Source organism: Streptomyces sp. NBC_01016 (assembly GCF_026341035.1).
Classification (GTDB): Bacteria; Actinomycetota; Actinomycetes; order Streptomycetales; family Streptomycetaceae; genus Streptomyces.
On record NZ_JAPEOQ010000002.1, the window covers coordinates 1,902,931 to 1,922,842 of the forward strand.

The window sequence follows — 19,912 nt, forward strand, 5'->3', positions numbered from 1 at the left end:
TCGAGCTTCGTAAGGCTCGGACTTCGTAAATATGCGGGCTGCGGTACGCCGCCCGCCGGTGCCTACCGGCGGGCCGTAACCGTGCTCTCCGTAGCGAAGAGTTCCTCTTCCACGTGGTCGAGCGCCAGCCGCAACGCCCCCGTGGCCACCGCCGCCTCGCCCAGCGTCGACAACGCCACCCGCGGGGGCCGCAGACAGTAGCGCTCGAGCTCCCGCCGCAGCGGTTCGAGCACGCCGTCGAGCCCCGCGGCCCAGCCGCCCACGACGACCAGTTCCGGATCGAGCGCGAGCACCAGCGCCGCGACATCGTGCACGAGCCGCTGAAGGAACCGCTCGACCGCGGCGGACGCCCGGTCGTCGCCCTCGCGCGCCAGCGTGAACACATGCGCCACGGCGAGCTCGTCCAGCGGGTGCAGCGGTTCGCCCGTGGTGGACAGCAGCGTCTCGGGCCGCACCTCGCGGCCCAGCAGGTGCAGCGCGCCGATCTCCCCTGCGGCGCCCCCGAAGCCACGGTGCAGGCGGCCGCCGATCAGGGCGCCGGCCCCGGGGCTGAGGCCCGCGAGGACGAACACCATGTCGTCGGTGTCCGCCCCGGCGCCCTGCCAGTGCTCGGCCACGGCCGCCGCGTTCGCGTCGTTCTCCACGAGGACCGGGCACTTGAAGGAGCGCCGCAGCCGCTCGCCGAGCGGAAGCCCGGTCCAGCCCGGCAGCGCGGTGCCGAGCCGCACCGTCCCGTCCGCCTGCACGATCCCCGGGCTGCCGACGCCGACCGCCCACAGCGAGCCACGGGCCACGCCCGCGCGGCGCAGCAGATCGGCGACGGTGCCGCGCAGTTTTTCGAGTCGCTCGTCCACCGACGCGGTCTCTTCGACCTCCTTGGACGCCGAACCGAGCACCCTGCCGTCGAGCGCCGAGAGCACCGCGGTCACCCGGTGCGCGCCGATCTCCAGGCCGAGCAGATGCCCGGCCTCGGCCCGGAAGCGGAACTTGCGCGCGGGCCGGCCCTGCCGCCGCGCGCCCGGCTCCTCGACCGTGGTCTCCACGACGAGCCCGCCCACGATGAGCCCCTCGACGACGCCCTCCACGGTGGGCCGCGACAGGCCGGTGACGCGGGTGACCTCGGTGAGCGTCGCGAAATCTGTGGAACGCAGCGCGTGCAGCACCACCGCGGAATTGATCCGCCTGAGCAGAGAGGGATCCCCGCCGGTCAGCCGCCCCACCGTCGTCCTCCCCGCAGTCGCGCGTGTTCGCCGGATGGTACCCGCAGCCACCGATACCGGCGAGAGTCGGGTGCACCTCTGTGACGTACGTTGCTCAGCCGCGCGCGCCCGGAACGGTGCAGGTCGGGCCTCAACTCGGTGCCACGAACCCCGACTCGTACGCCGCGATCACGGCCTGCGTCCGGTCCCGCGCGCCCAGCTTCGTCAGCACCGCGCTCACGTGGGACTTGACCGTCTCGGTGCCGACGACCAGGTCCGCGGCGATCTCCGCGTTCGACAGGCCGCGCGCCATGAGCCGCAGCACCTGCTCCTCGCGTTCGGTCAGCGCCGCGCGCTCCAGGGCCGCACGGGCCACCGAACTCCCGTACTCCGCCGCCAACTTGCGGACCGCGGCCGGGAATAGGAGCGACTCACCCGCCGCGACGAGGCGCACCGCGTGCACGATCTCCTCGGGGCGTGCCCGCTTCAGGAGGAAGCCGTCGGCGCCCGCGCGCAGCGCCCCGTACACGTACTCGTCGTTCTCGAACGTGGTGATCACGAGGATCTTGGGTGGCCGCTCCGCGCCGCGCAGCACCGCGCGCGTGGCCTCGATCCCGTCGAGCAGCGGCATCCGGACGTCCATGGCGACCACGTCGGGCCGCAGCTCGCGGACCAGGGGGACGACCGCCGCGCCGTCCGCGGCCTCGCCCACCACCGTGATGTCCGGCTGCGCTTCGAGCACCGCGCGCAGGCCCGCGCGGACCAGCGGTTCGTCGTCTACGAGCAGAACTGTGAGCGGCACGCCGCCAGACTAGGGCCTCTCCGGCGGATCTTGTCCCAGGTCCTGGATCACGCGACCGGCAGTTCGACGTGAACCTGCCACTCGTCGTGGACCGGGCCCGTCCGGGCGTGGCCGCCGAGCAGCGCCGCACGCTCCCGGATGCCGCGCAGGCCGCTTCCCGTGCCGCCATGTCCGGACCCGCGTTCCGGCGGCAGCGGATTGCGCACCTCCAGGACGAGGTTCTTGTCCGCGACCTGGAGGGTCACGGTGACCGGCACGGTTCCGCAGTGCCGCAGCACGTTCGTGAGCGCTTCCTGAAGGATGCGGTAGCCCTCGCGGGACACCGGCCCCGGCACCGTCTCCAGCGGGCCCGACACCGTCACCTCCACCTTCGCACCCGAGGCCCGCGCCGAATCGAGCAGCCGGTCCGCCTCCTGGAGGGTGGGGCGGCTGCCCGCCGGCTGCTCCGCCTCGCGCAGCACCAGCAGCACCCGCTCCAGATCCTCCAGGGCGGCCCGGCCGGTCTCCTCGATGGCACCGAGGGCCCGGTCCGTGAACGCCGGATCGCCCGCCGCCCGCGCCGCACCCGCCTGCACGACGGCGACGGTGAGCGCGTGGCCGATGGAGTCGTGCAGTTCGCGGGCGATGCGATTGCGCTCAAGGAGCTGCTCGGTGCGCTCCTCCAGGGCGGCGAGCCGCTCGGCCCCGGACGGGCCGAGGAGCACCAGGGCCGTGCGGGCCGTCAGCCACCCCGCGCCCGCCACCACGTACACCAGGAAGAGCAGGGCGAAGGGGATCGCCGCCGCACACAACCAGGGCGCCTCCGGCACCGGCAGCACCGACAGCTCGTCGACTCGCTCACCCATGGCCGCGCCCGTCAACTCCAAGGCCAGCGCGAACAGTTGACCCGAGAACAGGGCGACCGACAGCCCCAGGAACAGCCGGAACACCAGCCAGGCCGACGTCCTGCCGCGGTCCCGCCACGATGCCGAGGGCGCGACCGAGATCTCACGCTCCGCACCAGTGCCGGCCACGCGCGCGTGCTTCCCGGGAAACAGCATCATCCGCGCCTGCAGCCCCTCCGAACGCCGCATCACCGGAATCGCGCCGAGCACCAGGAGCAGCGGTGCGGGTATCACGTAGATGAGCACCCAGGCACCCACGGAGGGAGAGGAGAGCCCCGGGTAGACCATCGCGAACACGAAGGCGATCACCGACGAGCACAGCAGGTGCAGCCAGCGGGTGTAGGTGACCGCGCGCGCGAGCGGCCTCAGGAAGCGGGGCATACCGTCATCGTGCCAGCCGCCCCGCGCCCGACGGCTCCCCCGCACGGGGGAGGCGAATTCCACGGGCGGGGGAGGCCCGAGCCCCCTGGCGCGGACGATTCTGAGGTCATGACCAGTATCGACGTCCAGGACCTCACCAAGGAGTACGGGACGACGCGTGCCGTGGACGGGCTGACCTTCCAGGTCGGACCCGGCCGCGTCACCGGCTTCCTCGGCCCGAACGGCGCCGGCAAGTCCACCACGATGCGCCTCGCCCTCGGCCTCGACCGCCCCACCTCCGGGGCCGCGCTCGTCGGGGGCCGCCCGTACGCCACGTACGACGAACCGCTGCGCGTCGTGGGCGCCCTGCTCGACCCGCAGGCGGCGCACGGCTCCCGCACCGCGCGGGAGCACCTGCGGGCGCTCGCCGTCAGCAACCGGATTCCGGTGAAGCGGGTCGACGAAGTGCTTGAGCAGGCCGGGATCGCCACCGTCGCGAAGAAGCGCGTCAAGACGTTCTCGCTCGGCATGCGACAGCGGCTCGGCATCGCGGCGGCGCTCCTCGGCGACCCCGAAGTGGTGCTGCTCGACGAGCCGTCCAACGGCCTCGACCCCGAAGGCATCATCTGGATCCGGGAGTTGATGCGCGACCTCGCGCGCGCCGGACGCACGGTGCTGGTCTCCAGCCACCTCATGAACGAGACCGCGACCTTCGCCGACCACCTCGTCGTCCTCGGCCGCGGGCGGCTCCTCGCCGACACCCCGATGCCGGACTTCATCGCCGCGCACAGCGCACGCCGCGTACGGGTGCGCTCCACGGACCCCGCCCGCCTGCGCGCCGCACTCGTACGCGCGGGACACACGGTGACGCTCGCCGACGACGGCCGCTGCGACGTGGAGGGCGTCACCGCCGCCGACGTGGGCGCGCTCGCCGCCGCCGAGGGCGTCCCCGTCCTCGAACTCGCCGACGAACAGGCCTCGTTGGAGCAGGCCTACCTCGCCCTCACCGCGAACGACGCCGAATTCGCCGCCGCGCCCCTCCAGGAGGCCTGACCCATGACCGGCATGTCCGCCACGTCGACCACCGCCGTACTGCACTCCGAGTGGATCAAGATCAGATCGCTGCGCGGCAGCTTCGGCTCGCTGCTCGCCGTCTTCATCGCGACCCTCGCCGTCACGACCCTCGCCTTCGCGACCGTCGGCCAGGCCGAGGCCGACAACGGCGAGGACCTCTTCTTCGGCGCCTTCTATGCCCTCAACTTCGGCCAGATCGCGGTGCTCGCCTTCGGCGCCACGGCCGTCTCCTCCGAGTACCTGAACAACGCGCTGCGCGTCTCGCTCGCCGCGGTGCCGAACCGGAACCTCTTCTACGCCGCGAAGATGGCGGTCATCGGCGGCTGCGGGCTCGTCGTCGGCCTGCTCACGAGCTTCACCGCGTTCCTCGTCGGCCAGGCGTTCATGGGCCCGTACACGCTCGGCCTCGGTGATCCGGGGGCGCTGCGGGCCTGCGTCGGAGGCGGGGTGTATCTGGCGCTGATGGCACTGTTGGCGGCGGGGCTCACGGCCGTGCTGCGCAGCGCGGTGGCGGTGCTGAGCATCCTCGTGCCCTTCCTGCTGATCGTGTCCTTCGTCGTCGGGGACATCGCGGGCTCGGTCGCCGACTTCCTGCCCGACCGCGCGGGTCAGCAGGTCCTCTACCAGCACGCGGAGGGCTCCCTCGGTCCTTGGGCAGGGCTCGCCGTGACCGCGCTGTGGGCGGCGGCCGCGCTGCTCGCCGGATGGTGGGCGGTGCGGCGCAGGGACGCGTAGCGCGGCGGGCCCGTCGCGCACATCATCGAACTCCCGTGCCACTATGGGATCTTGAGTGGAGCCCAGCAACGTACGAGGGAGATCGCATGAGTGACGCCGACGGGAACCAGCCGGAGCAGCGGATCTCCAGCCACGTCGCGCACAACGCGCGCGTGTGGAACTACTGGCTGGGCGGCAAGGACCACTACGAGGTCGACGAGAAGGTCGGCGACATGGTGACGTCCATGTATCCGAGCATCGGCGAGGTCGCCCGCGCCGACCGCGCGTTCCTGGGGCGCGCCGTCGGCTTCCTCGCAGGCGAGGCGGGCATCCGCCAGTTCCTCGACATCGGCACGGGCCTGCCGACCGTGGAGAACACGCACGAGGTCGCCCAGCGGATCGCTCCGGACGCGCGCGTCGTCTACGTCGACAACGACCCGATCGTCCTCACCCACGCCCGCGCGCTGCTCACCAGCTCCGCCGAGGGCCGCACCAACTACGTGGACGCGGACGCCCGCGACCCGAGGGCGATCATCGAGGCGGCCTCCGAGACCCTCGACCTCGACCGCCCGGTCGCGATCATGCTCCTGGGCATCCTCAACTTCGTGCTCGACACGGAGGAGGCCACGTCCATCGTCCGTGAGCTCGTCGACGCCGTCCCCTCGGGCAGCTACGTCGTCCTCACCCACCCCACCCTCGAACTGGGCGGCGAGGGCAACACGGAGGCCATGGCGTTCTGGAACGAGAACGCGAAGCCGCCGATCACCGCCCGCACCGGCGCCGAGGTGGCGGCGTTCCTCGACGGCCTGGACCTCGTGGAGCCCGGCCTCGTCTCGTGCGCGCGCTGGCGCGACGAGGAGGGCACGCAGGTCGCCCAGTATGGGGCCGTGGCCCGCAAGCCGTGAGCCGAAAACCTAAGCGTCGGTGGCGGCCTCGCGGAGGCGTGCGTACTCCTCCGCCATGGTCGCCGCCGTCCAATGGGCGTTCAGACCACTGGGGTTGGGCAGCGCCCAGACCCGGGCGCCGCCGATCGTCCGCTCCTGCGGGCCGATTTGGGCCTTGGGCTCACCGAAGGCCGACCGGTACGCGGTCACGCCCACCACGGCGAGCCACGTGGGCCGCAGGAGCGCCACCCTCTCCTCCAGCAGCCGTCCGCCCTCCCGGTACTCCTCCGCACGCAGCTCGTCCGCCCGCGCCGTGGCCCGCGCGACGACGTTCGTGATCCCGAGCCCGTACGAGAGAAGCTCCTGCTGCTCGGACGGCTTCAGCTGCCGGGGCGTGAAGCCGGAGAGGTGAAGCACCGGCCAGAAGCGGTTGCCGGGGCGGGCGAAGTGGTGACCGGTCGCGGCCGTCATGAGGCCCGGGTTGATCCCGCAGAAGAGAACCCGAAGGCCGCTCGCGACGACGTCCGGAACCAGACGGTCGCGAGCGGCCTCCAGGTCCGCTTGAGTAATGCGGGTCAGAGGATCGCCCCCGGCGTGTAACCGGCGGCCTCCGGGTGCTGCTTCACGATCTCCTCGACGCGGGCCACGATCTGCGCGACCTGACCGGCGGCGGCGCCCGTGAACGACAGCTTGTCCGCCATCAGCTCGTCGAGCTGCGCACGGTCCAGCGGGATCCGGGAGTCGGCGGCCAGCTTGTCGAGCAGCTCGTTGCGCTCGGCGCCCTGCTCGCGCATCGCGAGGGCCGAGGCCACCGCGTTCTCCTTGATGGCCTCGTGGGCCTCCTCGCGGCCGACGCCCGCGCGCACCGAGGCCATGAGCACCTTCGTGGTGGCGAGGAACGGCAGGTAGCGGTCCAGCTCACGGGCGACGACGGCCGGGAAGGCGCCGAACTCGTCGAGCACGGTGAGGAACGTCTCAAGGAGACCGTCGAGCGCGAAGAACGCGTCCGGCAGCGCGACACGACGCACCACGGAGCACGAGACGTCGCCCTCGTTCCACTGGTCGCCCGCCAGCTCGCCGGTCATCGACGCGTAGCCGCGCAGGATCACCATGAGGCCGTTGACGCGCTCGCAGGAGCGGGTGTTCATCTTGTGCGGCATCGCGGAGGAGCCGACCTGGCCCGGCTTGAAGCCCTCGGTCACGAGCTCGTGCCCGGCCATCAGGCGGATCGTCTTGGCCGTCGACGAGGGGGCCCCGGCCAGCTGGACGAGCGCGGTCACGACCTCGTAGTCGAGCGAGCGCGGGTAGACCTGGCCGACGGAGGTGAAGGCCTGCGAGAAGCCGAGGTGCTGGGCGATCCGCTGCTCCAGGTCGGCCAGCTTGTCGGCGTCGCCGCCGAGCAGGTCGAGCATGTCCTGGGCGGTGCCGACCGGACCCTTGATGCCGCGCAGCGGGTAGCGGTTCAGCAGCTCCTCGACCCGGCCGTACGCGACGAGCAGCTCGTCGGTGGCGGTCGCGAAGCGCTTGCCGAGGGTGGTGGCCTGCGCCGCGACGTTGTGCGAGCGGCCGGCCATGACCAGCTCGCCGTACTCGCCGGACAGCTTGGCGAGGCGCGCGAGGACGGCGACGGCACGGTCGCGGACCAGCTCGAGCGAGAGGCGGACCTGCAGCTGCTCGACGTTCTCCGTCAGGTCGCGGGACGTCATGCCCTTGTGGACCTGCTCGTGCCCGGCGAGGGCGTTGAACTCCTCGATGCGGGCCTTCACGTCGTGCCGCGTGACCTTCTCGCGCTCGGCGATGGAGGCCAGGTCGACCTGGTCGAGCACGCGCTCGTAGTCGGCGATGGCGGCGTCCGGGACGTCGATCCCGAGGTCCTTCTGGGCCTTCAGCACGGCGAGCCAGAGCTGTCGCTCCAGCTTCACCTTCTCCTCGGGGGACCAGAGGGTGGCGAGCTCGACGGAGGCATAGCGGCCGGCGAGAACATTCGGGATACGGGGCTTTGCAGGCGCAGTCACGTGGAGGGAGTTTACCGGGCGTCCCTACAGGCTCCGAACCGTCGTCGGGATGTAGGAACGTACAGGTCAGGGGTCCTGCCGTGGGGCGGTGTCAAGCCCGTCCCGCTGTTTGGTATCGCTGTTTAGTATTGACGGCCTCTGTTTGGCGTGACTTAATTCCGCTCATGGTCGACAAGGAGCCGCCGGCGGAGCCGGTTGCCGGTGACGGCCCCAGCCGTCTGGTGGGGGCCGAGATCAAGCGGTTGCGCACCGAGCGCGGGCTGACGCTGCGGGTGCTCGCGGAACGCTGTGGGCTCTCGGCGGGCTTTCTCTCGCTGGCCGAGCGCGGCATCAACTCGCTCTCGCTCACCTCCCTCTTCGCGCTGGCCACCGCGCTGGACGTGGACGCGGTCGAACTGCTCGGCGCGGCCGGGCGGCGCGGCCGACAGGAGTACGCGATCGCCCGGCACGACGACGCGGACGTCGCGCGGCTGGCGATGGGCGAGCGCGAGTACCGGGTGCTCACGGCCGAACTTCCGGACCAGCGCATCGAGACGCTGGCCATGAAGGTGCGTCCGACCGCGGAGCCCTCGCCCGTGACACAGCACGAGGGCGAGGAGTTCTGCTACGTGCTCCGCGGTGAGCTGACATTCCTGCTGCCGGACGAGACCGCGGTGCTCGGTGCGGGCGACGCGATCCACTTCAAGTCCCGTGTCCCGCACGCCATTCACAACCGCGGCACCGACGTCGCGGAGGTGCTCTGGACGGTCGACCGCCCACTGTTGCGACGCCCCGACGGCACCACTCCCTGCTGATCCCTGCTGAACGCGCCTTCTGCCCTGTCGTGCACGCCACCCGTCGAGAGGCGGCCATGAGCGAACTGACGAAAGCCACGCAGGCTCCACCCGGCGACCGCGCCTTCTTCGGTCACCCGCGCAGCCTGGCCACCCTGTTCTCCCTGGAGATGTGGGAGCGGTTCTCGTACTACGGGATGTCCGCGATCCTCCTCTACTACCTGTACGACCGGACCTCCGACGGCGGGCTCGGCCTCGACAAGCCGACGGCCGCGGCCTTGGTGTCCGTGTACGGCGCGCTGGTCTTCATGTCCGGAGTCCTCGGCGGCTGGCTCGCCGACCGGCTGCTCGGCATGCGCCGCGCGGTGCTGGTCGGGGGCGTGGCCATCATGTGCGGCCATCTGGCGCTCGCCATACCCGGCGGGCTGCCCGCGCTGCTGGTGTCGATGCTCCTCATCGTGCTCGGCACCGGCCTCCTGAAGCCCAACGTGTCAAGCCTGGTGGGGGAGTTGTACGCCCCGACGGACAGCCGCCGCGACGCCGGGTTCTCCCTCTTCTACATGGGCATCAACCTGGGCGCCTTCATCGCTCCGTATCTGGTGGGCACCCTCGGCCAACAGGTCGACTACCACCTCGGGTTCGCCCTCGCCGCGGTCGGCATGGCCGCAGGGCTCGTGGGCTACGTCCGCGGACGGGCGCGACTCGGCGGGGCGGGGGAGGCCCCCACGAATCCCCTGCGGGCGGACGAGCGGCGCCAGTTGGTGCTCCGCGCGGCCGCGGGCGTCGCGGCGGTCGCCGTCGTGGTCGCGGTGCTCGGCGCCGCCGGCTCGCTGACCGTTGACGCTCTGATCAACGCGGTGTCCGTACTCGCGGTGCTGCTGCCGGCGGGCTACTTGGTCATGATGTTGCGCAGCCCGCACACCGACGCCGTGGAGCGGTCCCGGCTGATCGCCTACGTTCCGCTGTTCATCGGTGCCGTGTGCTACTGGGTGGTGAACGAGCAGACCGGTTCGGTCCTCGCCCAATTCGCCGACCAGCGCACCGACTTGGAGATCCTGGGCTTCGCGATCCCGTCGTCGTGGTTCCAGTCCCTGAACCCCATCGCCACGCTCGTCCTGGCCCCGCTCTTCGCCTGGCTGTGGATCAAGTGGGGCGACCGACAGCCGTCCACACCGCGCAAGTTCGGCACCGGACTGCTCCTCGGCGGCGCCTCGTTCGTGCTGATGGCCGGGCCCGGACTGCTGAACGGCGTGGACGAACCCGCCAGTCCGTGGTGGCTCGTCCTGAGCTACGTCGTGGTGATCTGCGGATCGATGTGCCTGTCGCCCGTCGGGCTCTCGGCCACCACCAAGCTCGCGCCGCGCGCCTTCCTGGCGCAGATGATGAGCCTGTGGTTCCTGGCCTCCGCGGCGGCGGGCGGCATCAACGCGCAGCTGGTGCGGCTCTACAGCCCCGCGACGGAGGTGCGGTACTTCGCCGGGGTCGGCGCGGTCGTCATGGGAGCAGGCATTGTCATGCACCTGATGACTCCGTGGGTGCGGAGGCGGATGGGAGGCGTGCGGTGAGCTTCGTGCGGTGAGCTGAAGCCGGTGGAGCGAGAAGTCGAACGGGAAGTCGAGCGAGAAGTCGAACGAGAAGGAGCAGGCATGCGCACAGTGATCGTCGGCAGCGGTATCGCCGGTGCGGCCGCCGGGTACGAACTGGCCCGGAACGGGGTCGACGTGACCCTGGTGGACTCCCGGATCGAGGGCCGCGCCACGTCCGCGGGCGCCGGCATCATCTGTCCGTGGTCGTCCCGGGTCGACGACCCGGACTGGTACCGCTTCGCGGTCGCGGGGGCGGATTACTACGAGGAACTGCGCGCAGCCCTCGCAGCCGACGGGGAGACCGATCTCGGGTACCGGAAGGTCGGCTCGCTGCGGCTCACCACCGAGGACGAGGCGGAGGACGTGCTGCGGCGCGTGTCCGAGCGTGCGGCCGGGTCCCCGCTGGCGGGCGACGTGGAGCTGGTCGACGCGGGCCGGGCCCGCGAGCTCTTCCCGCCGCTCGGGCACGAGGGCCCCGCCGTGCACATCCCCGGCGCGGCACGCCTCGACGGCCGCCTGGTGCGGGACGCGATGTGCCGGGCGGCGGCACGGCACGGCGCCCGGATCGTCGAGGGCACGGCCGCACTCGTCGTCGACGGGGCCGACGGAGCGGTGCGCGGCGTGCGGGTCGACGGAGAGACCATCGGCGCGGACTCCGTGATCGTGGCGGCCGGCGCCTGGGCGCCCGAACTGCTCGAACCGCTCGGCGTGCACGTACGGGTCGAGCCGCAGCGCGGCCAGATCATGCACCTGCGCCTGCCGGGCGCGGACACCATGAACTGGCCGGTCGTGCTGCCGATGTCCCGGCACTACCTGCTGGCCTTCGACGACTCGCGGGTCGTGGTCGGCGCCACCCGCGAGGACGGCGCCGGATTCGACCACCGGGTCACCGCGGCCGGTATGAAGGAGGTGCTCGACGAGGCGCTGGCGGTCGCCCCCGGCCTCGCGGACGCCACGCACGTGGAGACCCGCATCGGGTTCCGCCCGGTGGGACCCGACATCCGCCCGCTGCTCGGCGCGGTCCCGAAGGTCCCCGGCCTGGTCGTGGTCAACGGCCTCGGCGCGTCCGGCCTCACCATGGGCCCGTACGCGGGCTCGGTCGCGGCCCGCCTGGCGCGCGGGGCGGAGCCGGGGACGGACCTCACGGCGTTCGACCCGCTGCGCTGAGCGTCCCAACGGCCGTGCGGGGCCGCGGAGTTGACCGGCGGCACGTCAGTCGTCGGACTCCCCGGCCCCGGGCTCCCCGGCCCCGGTGGCCAGGACCGTCGTACGGAACGACGCGACGACCGGCCGCAGGTCGATCCGGTGCCACGTGGCCCACAGCCGAACGGACCTTTGGAACCAGGGGAGTTCGCGCACGGTGATCCCCGCCGTGCGGCCGGTCAGCATGCTCCGCTGGACGAACGCCATGCCGAGCCCCGACGCCACAAGCCCCACCGCCGTGAGCGGTTCGGGGGCCTCGAAGCGGATGTCCGGGGTGAACCCGGCGGCGGCGCAGGCCGCGACGAAGTCGTCCCGCCAGACGTGGTCCTGACCGTCCTCGACCGCGACCCACGGCAGGCCGTCGAGGTCCTCGGGCCGCACCTCGCCCGCTCCCGCCAGCGGATGGGTGCTGGGGACGGCCAGCAGCAGCGGGTCCTCCAGGAGGAGCGCGCTGCGCAGATCCGGATCGTCCTCGGGCGGCGCCTCCGGGGCCAGGGCGATGTCGAGGCTGCGCTGGCGCAGGCCCTCGAACTGCTCGTGCGCGGTCATGTCGTAGAGCGCGACGTGGATGCCGGGGCGCTCCTCGTTGAGGGAGCGCAGCGCTCTGGGCAGCAGGCCGGTGTGCATGGCGTCGCCGACGTAGCCGACGCACAGGCCGCCCTCCTCGCCGCGGCCGAGACGGCGGCCGAGGTTCTCCAGGCGGGCGGCGTGCCGCAGCAGGGCCGTCGCCTCGGTGAGGAAGACGCGGCCGTCGGAGGTGAGCCGGATGCGCTGCTGGCTGCGCTCGAACAGGGTCAGGCCGAGGCCCTTCTCCAGCTGAGCGATCTGCCGGCTCAGCGGCGACTGCGAGATGTGCAGCCGTTCGGCGGCACGGCCGACGTGCTCCTCCTCGGCCACGGCCACGAAATAGCGAAGTTGTCGCAGGTCAAGCATGTTGGACCTCGGGGGACTCAAGTATGTCCAAGTGAGTCTTGGACAGTCTTACCCATCGATCCTAACCTCGGAGGAGCAAGAGGCGCGGAGCAGGAGAAACCCAAAGAAATCTCCGCAAAGCCGCGCACACAGCAGTAGGCGTACAGCACCAAGGCAAGGAACGATCTCCATGGGTATCAAGTCCCTCCTCCCCGGCCGGCTCGGCTTCGGCACCGCTCCCCTCGGCAACATGTTCCGCGCGATCCCCGACGACGAGGCCCGCGCCACCGTCGAGGCGGCCTGGGACCACGGTATCCGCTACTTCGACACCGCCCCCTTCTACGGCGCGGGCCTGGCCGAGGAGCGTCTGGGCGAGGTCCTGTCCACCAAGCCGCGCGACTCCTACGTGCTGTCGACCAAGGTCGGCCGCGTCATCCTCGACGAGCACGAGACGGACGTCCCCGACTTCGGCGAGAAGGGCGGCCTGTTCGAGCACGGCAACCCGAACAAGATCCTCCACGAGTGGACCGCCGACGCCACCGAGCGCTCCATCGAGGGCAGCCTCAAGCGCCTCGGCACCGACCGCCTCGACATCGTCTGGGTCCACGACATCGCGCAGGACTTCCACGGCGACCAGTGGATCCAGAAGTTCGAGGAGGCCCGCACCGGTGCCTTCCGCGTCCTGTCCCGGCTGCGCGACGAGGGCGTCATCAAGGCCTGGGGCCTCGGCGTCAACAAGACCGAGCCCATCGAGCTGACCCTCGCCCTCGACGAGCCGCAGCCCGACGGCTTCCTGCTCGCCGGCCGCTACACCCTCCTCGACCACGAGCACGCCCTCACGCGCCTGCTCCCGATGGCCCAGGAGCAGGGCGTCGACCTGGTCGCCGGCGGCCCCTACAGCTCCGGGATCCTCGCCGGTGGCACCCACTTCGAGTACGCGGAGGCGCCCGCCGAGATCATCGAGCGCGTCGGCCGGCTCAAGGCCCTCACCGAGAAGCACGGCATCGGCATCAAGTCCGCCGCCCTGCAGTTCTCCCTGGCCCACCCGGCCTCCGCCGCCGTCATCCCCGGCGCCACCCGCCCCAGCCGCATCGCCGAGGACACCGCCGCCCTCGCCGAGGAGATCCCGGCCGCGTTCTGGACCGAGCTGCGCGCCGAGGGCCTCGTCAGCCCGGCCGCACCGCTCCCCAACGACGCCTGAACCCCCACCAGTTGACCGTGAAAGAGAGGCCCGCCATGGCTTCCACCACCGCATCCATCGACATCCCGCAGAGCCCCGACCGCGTCTGGCAGCTCATCGGCGGCTTCGACTCGCTGCCGGACTGGCTCCCGTACATCCCGAAGAGCGAACTCGGTGAGGGCGGCCGCGTGCGCCACCTCACCAACGCGGACGGCGGCGTCATCGTCGAGCGGCTCGTCGAGTTCAACGAGGCCGAGCGCCACTACAGCTACGCCATCGAGCAGGCCCCGTTCCCTGTCACCGGCTACCTCTCCACCCTGACCGTGCACGCCGTCCCCGGCCGCCCGGACGCCTCCCGCGTCGAGTGGTCCGGCTCGTTCACCCCGACCGGAGTGAGCGACGCCGAGGTCGAGGAGCTCTTCCACGGCATCTACGTCGACGGGCTGGCCGCGCTCCTGGAGACCGTCCAGGCCTGACGGACACGCAGACGCCGGGTGCCGGAGGCGGAATGCCTCCGGCACCCGGCGATCCGTATCCTTGCCTCGACCCGACCCGGAGGTAAGGACACATGGCGCGGCGGCCGACCGTCACCAGCGTGCAGATCGCCCGCGAGGCCGGAGTGGCGCAGTCGACCGTCTCCCGCGTCCTGAACGGCGGGAGCGTCGCGCCCGAGACGCGCCGCCGCGTGCTCGAAGTGGTCGCCAAGTACGACTTCCAGCCCAGCCAGGCCGCGCGCAGCCTCGTGGGCTCACGCTCCGGCCTGATCGGCGTGGTCATCCGCGATCTGACGAACCCGTTCTACCCGGTCATGGTCAAGGCGATGGAGCGCGTCCTGCACGAGCAGGGCATGCGCCTGACCCTGGTCACGGACGTGATGACCGCGGAGGAGGGGCTCGCGCAGCTGCGCCGCGAGGGTGTCGACGGGGTCGTGTTCACCTCGGCGCTGCAGGACGAGCCGCTGGCGCACCGCACCGCCGGGCACGGCATCCCCGTCGTGCTGGTCCACCGCACTCTCGACGACTTCCCCGCCGACCAGGTCGAGGCCGACAACCCGACCGCGGGCGAGCTGGCGGCCGAGCATCTGCTGGGCCTCGGGCACCGGCGGATCGCGATGGTCTGCGGTCTGGCCCGATCGAGCACGGCCCAGCAGCGCGGCCGCGGATTCCGCGACCGGGTGCGGGCCGCCGACGGCGTCGCCCTCACCGAGATCGACGGCGATTACGACTACGACACCGCCTACGCGGCGGTGCGGGCGCTGCTCGCCGCCCCCGAGCGGCCGACGGCGCTCTACTGCCACAACGACATCATGGCGTACGCGGCGCTGAACGCCGCCGCTGCCGAAGGCGTGGACGTGCCGGGGGAGTTGAGCGTGGTGGGCTGCGACGACGTGCCGCTCTCCGCGTGGGAGCGCATCGACCTGACGACCGTGCGCCAGCCGCTGGAGCGGATCGCGCAGGTCGGCGTGGAGCTGCTGCTCGGCCGGCTCGAGGACCCCGAGCTGCCGCACCGGCACGAGGTGCTGCCGGTGGAGTTCGTCGGACGCTCGACCACGGGCCCGGCGCAGATCCCCTCGTAGATCCCTTCCTGGATCTCTTCGTAAATCCCTCTTGAGAACCCTCTTGACCGTTCAACCCTTCGTCTTCCATTCTGTGGATACGTATCCAATGGATACGTATCCATCACGAGTGAGGAGCTGGGCGTGTCCCGCACCATCAAGGCCGCCACCACCCCGTCCACCGCGCCGTCCGGCAACGACACCGTCGGGCAGGCCGTCCGCGAGCTGATCGCCGACGTGCGCGGCCGCGGCGACGCGGCCGTCCGTGAACTGTCGGCGCGCTTCGACCGCTGGGAGCCGGAGTCCTTCCGCCTGGACGGCGAGCGGCTCACCGAGATCATCGGCACGCTCGACCCCCAGGTGATCGAGGACATCAAGACGGTCCAGGCCAACGTCCGCCGGTTCGCCGAGGCGCAGCGCGACTCGATGTCCGAGATCGAGATCGAGACCGCCCCGGGCGTCTTCCTCGGCCACCGGCACGTGCCGGTGCAGTCCGTCGGCGCCTACATCCCCGGCGGCCGCTACCCGCTGACCGCCTCCGCGCACATGACGATCGTGACGGCGAAGGCCGCCGGTGTGCCGCGCGTCGTCGCCTGCACGCCGCCGATCCGCGGCGAGATCCCCGCCGCGACCATCGCCGCCATGCACTTCGCGGGCGCCGACGAGATCTACGTCCTCGGCGGCGTCCAGGCGGTCGCCGCGATGGCCGTCGGCACGGAGACCGTCAAGCCGGTCGACATGCTCGCGGGGCCCGGCAACGCGTACGTCGCCGAGGCCAAGCGCCAGCTGTTCGGCGAGGTCGGCATCGACCTGTTCGCCGGGCCGACCGAGATCCTGGTCGTCGCGGACGACGCCGCCGACCCGTTCGTCGCGGCCGTCGACCTGCTCTCGCAGGCCGAGCACGGACCGGACTCGCCCGCCGCCCTGGTGACGACGAGTCAGCGGGTCGCCGACGAGGTGCAGCGGCACATCGACGAGATCCTGCCCGGCATGCAGACCGGCGACATCGCCGGCCCGGCCTGGCGCGACCACGGCCAGATCATCCTGGTCGACGACCTCGACGAGGCCTACCGCGTCGCCGACGGCTTCGCGTACGAGCACGTGCAGATCCTCACCGAGAACCCGCGCGAGGCCCTGGACAAGATGCACGCCTACGGCGCCCTGTTCCTCGGCGAGGGCACCTGCGTCTCCTACGGCGACAAGGTGATCGGCACCAACCACGTGCTGCCCACCCGCGGCGCAGCCCGCTACACCGGCGGCCTGTGGGTCGGCATGTATCTGCGCACCGTCACGTACCAGGAGGTGCGCGAGGAGAAGTCCTCCGCCGAGCTCGGGGAGCTGTGCGGCCGCGCGGCCCGCGTCGAGCTGTTCGAGGGGCACGCCCGCTCCGGCGACGTCCGCGCCGCCAAGTACGCCGGCGCCACGCTGCCGTGGACCGACCACTACGAGTCCGCCCGCTCCTGACCCCACAGGGCCGCCCCGCTCACCCCCGATCAACGGAGATCCCATGGCCACCGCCGCCACCCCGACACCGGAGCAACTCCGGCGCCGGTCACTGCAGTCCGGCACCATCGGCGCGATCGTCGAGTGGTACGAGTACACGATCTACGGCACCGCAGCGGCGCTTGTGTTCGGGCACCTGTTCTTCCCGAACCTGTCGCCCGGCATCGGCCAGATCGTCTCGCTCGCCTCGTTCGGCGTGGGGTTCCTGGCCCGCCCGATCGGCGCGTTCGTCGCCGGACACCTCGGGGACCGGATCGGCCGCAAGTCCACGCTGATCCTCACGTTCTCGATCATGACGGTGGCCACGGCGGCGATCGGCCTCGTGCCGACCTACGACCAAATAGGCGTCGCGGCACCGCTGTTGCTGTGCGTGCTGCGGCTCGCGCAGGGTTTCGCCGTGGGTGGCGAGTGGGGCGGGGCGGCCATCGTCGCCGTCGAGAACGCACCGAAGAAGCGGCGCGGCTACTTCGGCTCCTGGCCGCAGATCGGGGTCTCGGCGGGCCTGTTGCTGGGCACGGCCGCGGTGTCGCTCGCGTCGTGGCTCTCCGGTGACGCCTTCGACGAGTGGGGCTGGCGACTGCCGTTCCTGCTCAGCGTGATCCTCGCCGCCGTCGGCTTCTTCATCCGCCTGCGGGCCACCGAGAGCCCGGCGTTCCTCGAGGAGAAGCGCAAGATGGACGCCGAGCTGGAGCGCCGCAAGGCGCCCGCGGCGGTCGTCTTCCGCGACCACCGCAAGGCCCTGCTGATCACGATCTTCGGCCGCTTCGCGGAGGCCGGGAACTACTACCTGTTCACGACCTTCATCCTGTCCTACGTCACCACCACCCTCGGCGCGCCGAAGAGCTACGGCCTGACGGCGTCGATGATCGGCGCCGCGGTGAACATCGTGATGATCCCGGTGTTCGGGGCCGTCTCCGACCGCATCGGACGCGTCCGCACCTTCCTCATCGGCGGTGCGCTGATCGTGGTCACGACCTGGCCGGTCTTCGCGCTGGTGCACACCGGGCAGCTGTGGGCGATCGTCGCGGGAGTGGTGCTGTTCCTCGCCCTCGGCCACGCCATGGTGTACGCGCCGCTGCCCGCCCTGTACTGCGAGATGTTCCCCACGGCGGTCCGCTACTCGGGCATCTCCATCGGGTACCAGATGGCCTCGATCCTGCTGGCGAGCTTCACTCCGGCGCTGGCCGGCGCGATGGTGCTGTGGGCCGACGGGGGCCTCTGGATGGTGATCGCGTTCGCCATCGTGACGACGGTGATCGCCATGGTGGCCATCGCCTTCGCGCCGGACCTGCGGGACCGGGAGCTGGCGGAGGTCGGCGCGGCGCCGGAGCGGGACGCGCAGCCCGTGCCCGCGCACTGACCGGCCCTACGTGAAGGCCCTTTGCATGGCGCCGAGTTCGCTCAGCAGGTCCATGGAGCGGGGCCAACGTCCGTAACCGGAAGCGGGGTTGAGGTGGCCCACCGGGCCGAGGTCCACGAGGCGGCTGCCCCAGTAGGCGGCCAGGGAACTCGCCCGGTCGAAGGAGGCCAAGGGGTCGTTCCTGCTCGCGGCGACGATGCTGGGGAAGGGGAGCCGCTCGCGCGGGACCGGTGACCAGCCGTGCTCGCGCAGCTCCTTGCGGGAGGGGTAGCCGTCGGGCAGTTCGGCGTCGAAGTCGGGTGGGGCGGCGAGCAGCGCTCCGACGACGCGTGCGCGGTGCTGCCGTGCCCAGTGGACGGTGGTCAGCACGCCCGCGCTGTGCGCCACCAGGAGGACGGGTCCGGGCGTGTCCATCAACTCCCGTTGCAGTGCTGTCACTTGAGCGGCGCGGCCGAGGCGGTCGCGTTCCAGTGGTGGGACGGTGCGGGAGCGGGGGAGTTCGTGGGCGAGGTGGGTCTGCCAGTGGTCCGGGACGTGGTCCCGCAGGCCGGGGACGATCACCACGGTGGGCTGTTCCGGGTTGCTCATGCTGCTCAGGTTGTTCATGTTGCTCACGTTGCTCATGCTGTTCATGGGGAGGGCTCCAGGGAGGTCGGGCGGCGCAGGTCCTTCTCGTATGTGCTTCTGCCGATGGCGAAGGCCGTGGCGCCCAGGAGTGCGACCAGCGGGATCACGCGCAGCGCTCCGCCCAGGCCCAGGTGGTCGGCGAGCATGCCGGTCAGGGCGGGGCCGGGCGCCAGGCCGATGAGGCTGTTGGCGAGGGTGAGCGTGGCGAGCGCCGTCGCCGCGATGGCGGCGGGCGTCAGGCTCGCCACCATCGCCGCCGCGGGGCCCGACGTGCCACCCGCGAGCAGTGTGCCGAGGCCGACGAGCACGAGCTGTGCCGGTCCGGTCGGCAGCAGGAAACCGGTGGTCAGGAGGGTCAGTGAGCCGAGGCTGCAGACGATGGCCACGCTCCAGTTGCGGATCGGCGCCGCACGGCTGAGCCGGTCGGCGACGGCGCCGCAGGCGATCATCCCGATCCCGCCGATGAGGGCGAACACCCCCGCCGCCAGGCCCGCCTTGCTCGTCGGCAGCCCGTACGCCCGGTCCAGATAGCTGGGCATCCACGTCAGCAGCGCCATCGCCAGGAACATCTGCAGACCGCTGCCGACGTAGGCGCAGATGACCGAGACCGAGTTGAACAGGTGGGGCAACTGCGGGCGGACCGGCGCGCGTTGGGTGCGGCCGGAGCGCCGCTCGGTGCCGCCGATCCGGCGTTCCTTGACGACGAGTCCGTAGACGACCGCGAGCACGAGCCCGTACAGGCCCATCACGCCGAACGCCCAGCGCCAGCCGTGCGCCTGCGCCACGACGCCGCCGACCGAGACACCGAGGACGGACCCGAACGACCCCCCGGCCATGAACGCGCCGGCCAGCGTCGCCCGCAGGGCCACGGGGAAGACGCTGAGCACGACCGCGATGCCGACGCTGCCGTACGCCGCCTCTCCGATGCCGACCACGAAGCGGGCCAGGAACATCTCGCCGTAGCCCGCCGCGACGGCGCAGCCCAGGGTCGCCAGGCTCCACATCGACGCGGCCGCGACCAGGATCCGCACCCGCCCCCACCGGTCCGCGAGCAGGGACAGCGGGAACGTCAGCACGCCGACCATGAGGGCGACGACACCGCTCAAGGTGCCCAACTGGCCGTCGGACAGCAGCCATTGGGCCTTGAGCATCGGGAAGACGGCGTTGAGCACCTGCCGCGACATGTAGTCGGACAGCAGCAGCGCGAAACTCAGCGCGAACACCAGCCACGCGTAACGACGCGACACGACCGGAGGGGAGTCCACGGCCCCCGACGTCAGT

The 19,912-nt window shown here is 71.7% G+C and carries 19 protein-coding genes; 11 read left to right on the forward strand and 8 right to left on the reverse strand.

The annotated features are described in order from the left end of the window. Window positions 1-62: 62 nt before the first annotated feature. The 3 genes from OG746_RS35380 to OG746_RS35390 all read right to left on the reverse strand — a co-directional run bounded on the left by OG746_RS35380 (window position 63) and on the right by OG746_RS35390 (window position 3,266). Window positions 63-1,220, reverse strand: a complete 1,158-nt coding sequence (locus tag OG746_RS35380; protein ID WP_266722223.1) for an ROK family protein — start codon at window positions 1,218-1,220, stop codon at window positions 63-65. Between the two features lie 130 nt (window positions 1,221-1,350). Beyond that, window positions 1,351-2,001, reverse strand: coding sequence for a response regulator (locus OG746_RS35385; RefSeq protein ID WP_266722225.1), 651 nt, complete (start codon window positions 1,999-2,001; stop codon window positions 1,351-1,353). Between the two features lie 47 nt (window positions 2,002-2,048). Next, complete coding sequence (locus tag OG746_RS35390) at window positions 2,049-3,266, reverse strand: sensor histidine kinase (protein WP_266722227.1); 1,218 nt, start codon at window positions 3,264-3,266, stop codon at window positions 2,049-2,051. Window positions 3,267-3,374: 108 nt separating this feature from the next. Between OG746_RS35390 and OG746_RS35395 the strand changes: the two genes are divergently transcribed. The 3 genes from OG746_RS35395 to OG746_RS35405 all read left to right on the forward strand — a co-directional run bounded on the left by OG746_RS35395 (window position 3,375) and on the right by OG746_RS35405 (window position 5,938). Next, window positions 3,375-4,298, forward strand: a complete 924-nt coding sequence (locus OG746_RS35395; RefSeq protein ID WP_266722229.1) for an ABC transporter ATP-binding protein — start codon at window positions 3,375-3,377, stop codon at window positions 4,296-4,298. 12 nt (window positions 4,299-4,310) lie between these two features. Further along, window positions 4,311-5,054 (forward strand): ABC transporter permease, encoded by a 744-nt coding sequence (locus OG746_RS35400; RefSeq protein WP_266725630.1) that lies wholly within the window; start codon window positions 4,311-4,313, stop codon window positions 5,052-5,054. Window positions 5,055-5,140: 86 nt separating this feature from the next. Further along, a complete protein-coding gene (locus OG746_RS35405; RefSeq protein ID WP_266722231.1) occupies window positions 5,141-5,938 on the forward strand; it encodes an SAM-dependent methyltransferase in 798 nt (265 codons plus the stop codon). Window positions 5,939-5,947: 9 nt separating this feature from the next. On the opposite strand, the gene mug is transcribed toward OG746_RS35405, so the two are convergent. Next, window positions 5,948-6,496: a G/U mismatch-specific DNA glycosylase gene (mug, locus tag OG746_RS35410; RefSeq protein WP_524540548.1), complete on the reverse strand. Its 549-nt coding sequence runs from the start codon at window positions 6,494-6,496 to the stop codon at window positions 5,948-5,950. Continuing rightward, window positions 6,493-7,932, reverse strand: a complete 1,440-nt coding sequence (gene purB / locus OG746_RS35415) for an adenylosuccinate lyase (RefSeq protein ID WP_266722232.1) — start codon at window positions 7,930-7,932, stop codon at window positions 6,493-6,495. The genes mug and purB overlap by 4 nt, the downstream gene beginning before the upstream one ends. Window positions 7,933-8,096: 164 nt before the next feature. Here purB and OG746_RS35420 point away from each other — a divergent pair, with 164 nt between their 5' ends. The 3 genes from OG746_RS35420 to OG746_RS35430 all read left to right on the forward strand — a co-directional run bounded on the left by OG746_RS35420 (window position 8,097) and on the right by OG746_RS35430 (window position 11,458). After that, window positions 8,097-8,726: a helix-turn-helix domain-containing protein gene (locus OG746_RS35420; RefSeq protein WP_266722233.1), complete on the forward strand. Its 630-nt coding sequence runs from the start codon at window positions 8,097-8,099 to the stop codon at window positions 8,724-8,726. Window positions 8,727-8,782: 56 nt separating this feature from the next. Then, window positions 8,783-10,270, forward strand: a complete 1,488-nt coding sequence (locus OG746_RS35425; RefSeq protein WP_266722234.1) for a peptide MFS transporter — start codon at window positions 8,783-8,785, stop codon at window positions 10,268-10,270. A gap of 81 nt (window positions 10,271-10,351) precedes the next feature. Next, window positions 10,352-11,458 (forward strand): NAD(P)/FAD-dependent oxidoreductase, encoded by a 1,107-nt coding sequence (locus OG746_RS35430; protein WP_266722236.1) that lies wholly within the window; start codon window positions 10,352-10,354, stop codon window positions 11,456-11,458. A gap of 45 nt (window positions 11,459-11,503) precedes the next feature. Here the strand turns inward: OG746_RS35430 and OG746_RS35435 are convergent, their stop codons facing one another. Beyond that, a complete protein-coding gene (locus OG746_RS35435) occupies window positions 11,504-12,427 on the reverse strand; it encodes a LysR substrate-binding domain-containing protein (RefSeq protein ID WP_266722238.1) in 924 nt (307 codons plus the stop codon). A gap of 169 nt (window positions 12,428-12,596) precedes the next feature. Between OG746_RS35435 and OG746_RS35440 the strand changes: the two genes are divergently transcribed. The 5 genes from OG746_RS35440 (at window position 12,597) to OG746_RS35460 (ending at window position 18,004) form a co-directional block, all read left to right on the forward strand. Beyond that, window positions 12,597-13,607 carry an aldo/keto reductase gene (locus OG746_RS35440; RefSeq protein WP_266722240.1) on the forward strand — a complete coding sequence of 337 codons (1,011 nt, stop codon included), beginning with the start codon at window positions 12,597-12,599 and terminating at the stop codon, window positions 13,605-13,607. Window positions 13,608-13,642: 35 nt separating this feature from the next. Next, window positions 13,643-14,062, forward strand: a complete 420-nt coding sequence (locus tag OG746_RS35445) for an SRPBCC family protein (RefSeq protein ID WP_266722241.1) — start codon at window positions 13,643-13,645, stop codon at window positions 14,060-14,062. Window positions 14,063-14,154: 92 nt separating this feature from the next. Further along, window positions 14,155-15,162, forward strand: a complete 1,008-nt coding sequence (locus OG746_RS35450; protein WP_266722242.1) for a LacI family DNA-binding transcriptional regulator — start codon at window positions 14,155-14,157, stop codon at window positions 15,160-15,162. A 123-nt stretch (window positions 15,163-15,285) separates the two neighbouring features. Then, window positions 15,286-16,605, forward strand: coding sequence for a histidinol dehydrogenase (gene hisD, locus OG746_RS35455; protein WP_266722244.1), 1,320 nt, complete (start codon window positions 15,286-15,288; stop codon window positions 16,603-16,605). A 43-nt stretch (window positions 16,606-16,648) separates the two neighbouring features. Continuing rightward, window positions 16,649-18,004 carry an MFS transporter gene (locus tag OG746_RS35460; protein ID WP_266722245.1) on the forward strand — a complete coding sequence of 452 codons (1,356 nt, stop codon included), beginning with the start codon at window positions 16,649-16,651 and terminating at the stop codon, window positions 18,002-18,004. Between the two features lie 6 nt (window positions 18,005-18,010). Here the strand turns inward: OG746_RS35460 and OG746_RS35465 are convergent, their stop codons facing one another. Next, window positions 18,011-18,637, reverse strand: coding sequence for an RBBP9/YdeN family alpha/beta hydrolase (locus tag OG746_RS35465; RefSeq protein WP_266722246.1), 627 nt, complete (start codon window positions 18,635-18,637; stop codon window positions 18,011-18,013). Continuing rightward, window positions 18,634-19,878, reverse strand: coding sequence for an MFS transporter (locus OG746_RS35470; RefSeq protein ID WP_266722248.1), 1,245 nt, complete (start codon window positions 19,876-19,878; stop codon window positions 18,634-18,636). The genes OG746_RS35465 and OG746_RS35470 overlap by 4 nt, the downstream gene beginning before the upstream one ends. Between the last annotated feature and the right edge of the window lie 34 nt (window positions 19,879-19,912).

Excerpts from the sequence above, each read along its gene's own strand:
- OG746_RS35390 (WP_266722227.1), bottom strand. The coding sequence starts at position 3,266 with ATGCCCCGCTTCCTGAGGCCGCTCGCGCGCGCGGTCACCTACACCCGC.
- OG746_RS35420 (WP_266722233.1), top strand. The coding sequence starts at position 8,097 with ATGGTCGACAAGGAGCCGCCGGCGGAGCCGGTTGCCGGTGACGGCCCC.
- OG746_RS35460 (WP_266722245.1), top strand. The coding sequence starts at position 16,649 with ATGGCCACCGCCGCCACCCCGACACCGGAGCAACTCCGGCGCCGGTCA.
- OG746_RS35450 (WP_266722242.1), top strand. The coding sequence starts at position 14,155 with ATGGCGCGGCGGCCGACCGTCACCAGCGTGCAGATCGCCCGCGAGGCC.
- OG746_RS35425 (WP_266722234.1), top strand. The coding sequence starts at position 8,783 with ATGAGCGAACTGACGAAAGCCACGCAGGCTCCACCCGGCGACCGCGCC.
- OG746_RS35440 (WP_266722240.1), top strand. The coding sequence starts at position 12,597 with ATGGGTATCAAGTCCCTCCTCCCCGGCCGGCTCGGCTTCGGCACCGCT.
- OG746_RS35405 (WP_266722231.1), top strand. The coding sequence starts at position 5,141 with ATGAGTGACGCCGACGGGAACCAGCCGGAGCAGCGGATCTCCAGCCAC.
- OG746_RS35435 (WP_266722238.1), bottom strand. The coding sequence starts at position 12,427 with ATGCTTGACCTGCGACAACTTCGCTATTTCGTGGCCGTGGCCGAGGAG.
- OG746_RS35395 (WP_266722229.1), top strand. The coding sequence starts at position 3,375 with ATGACCAGTATCGACGTCCAGGACCTCACCAAGGAGTACGGGACGACG.
- OG746_RS35445 (WP_266722241.1), top strand. The coding sequence starts at position 13,643 with ATGGCTTCCACCACCGCATCCATCGACATCCCGCAGAGCCCCGACCGC.
- OG746_RS35400 (WP_266725630.1), top strand. The coding sequence starts at position 4,311 with ATGTCCGCCACGTCGACCACCGCCGTACTGCACTCCGAGTGGATCAAG.
- OG746_RS35430 (WP_266722236.1), top strand. The coding sequence starts at position 10,352 with ATGCGCACAGTGATCGTCGGCAGCGGTATCGCCGGTGCGGCCGCCGGG.
- OG746_RS35465 (WP_266722246.1), bottom strand. The coding sequence starts at position 18,637 with ATGAACAGCATGAGCAACGTGAGCAACATGAACAACCTGAGCAGCATG.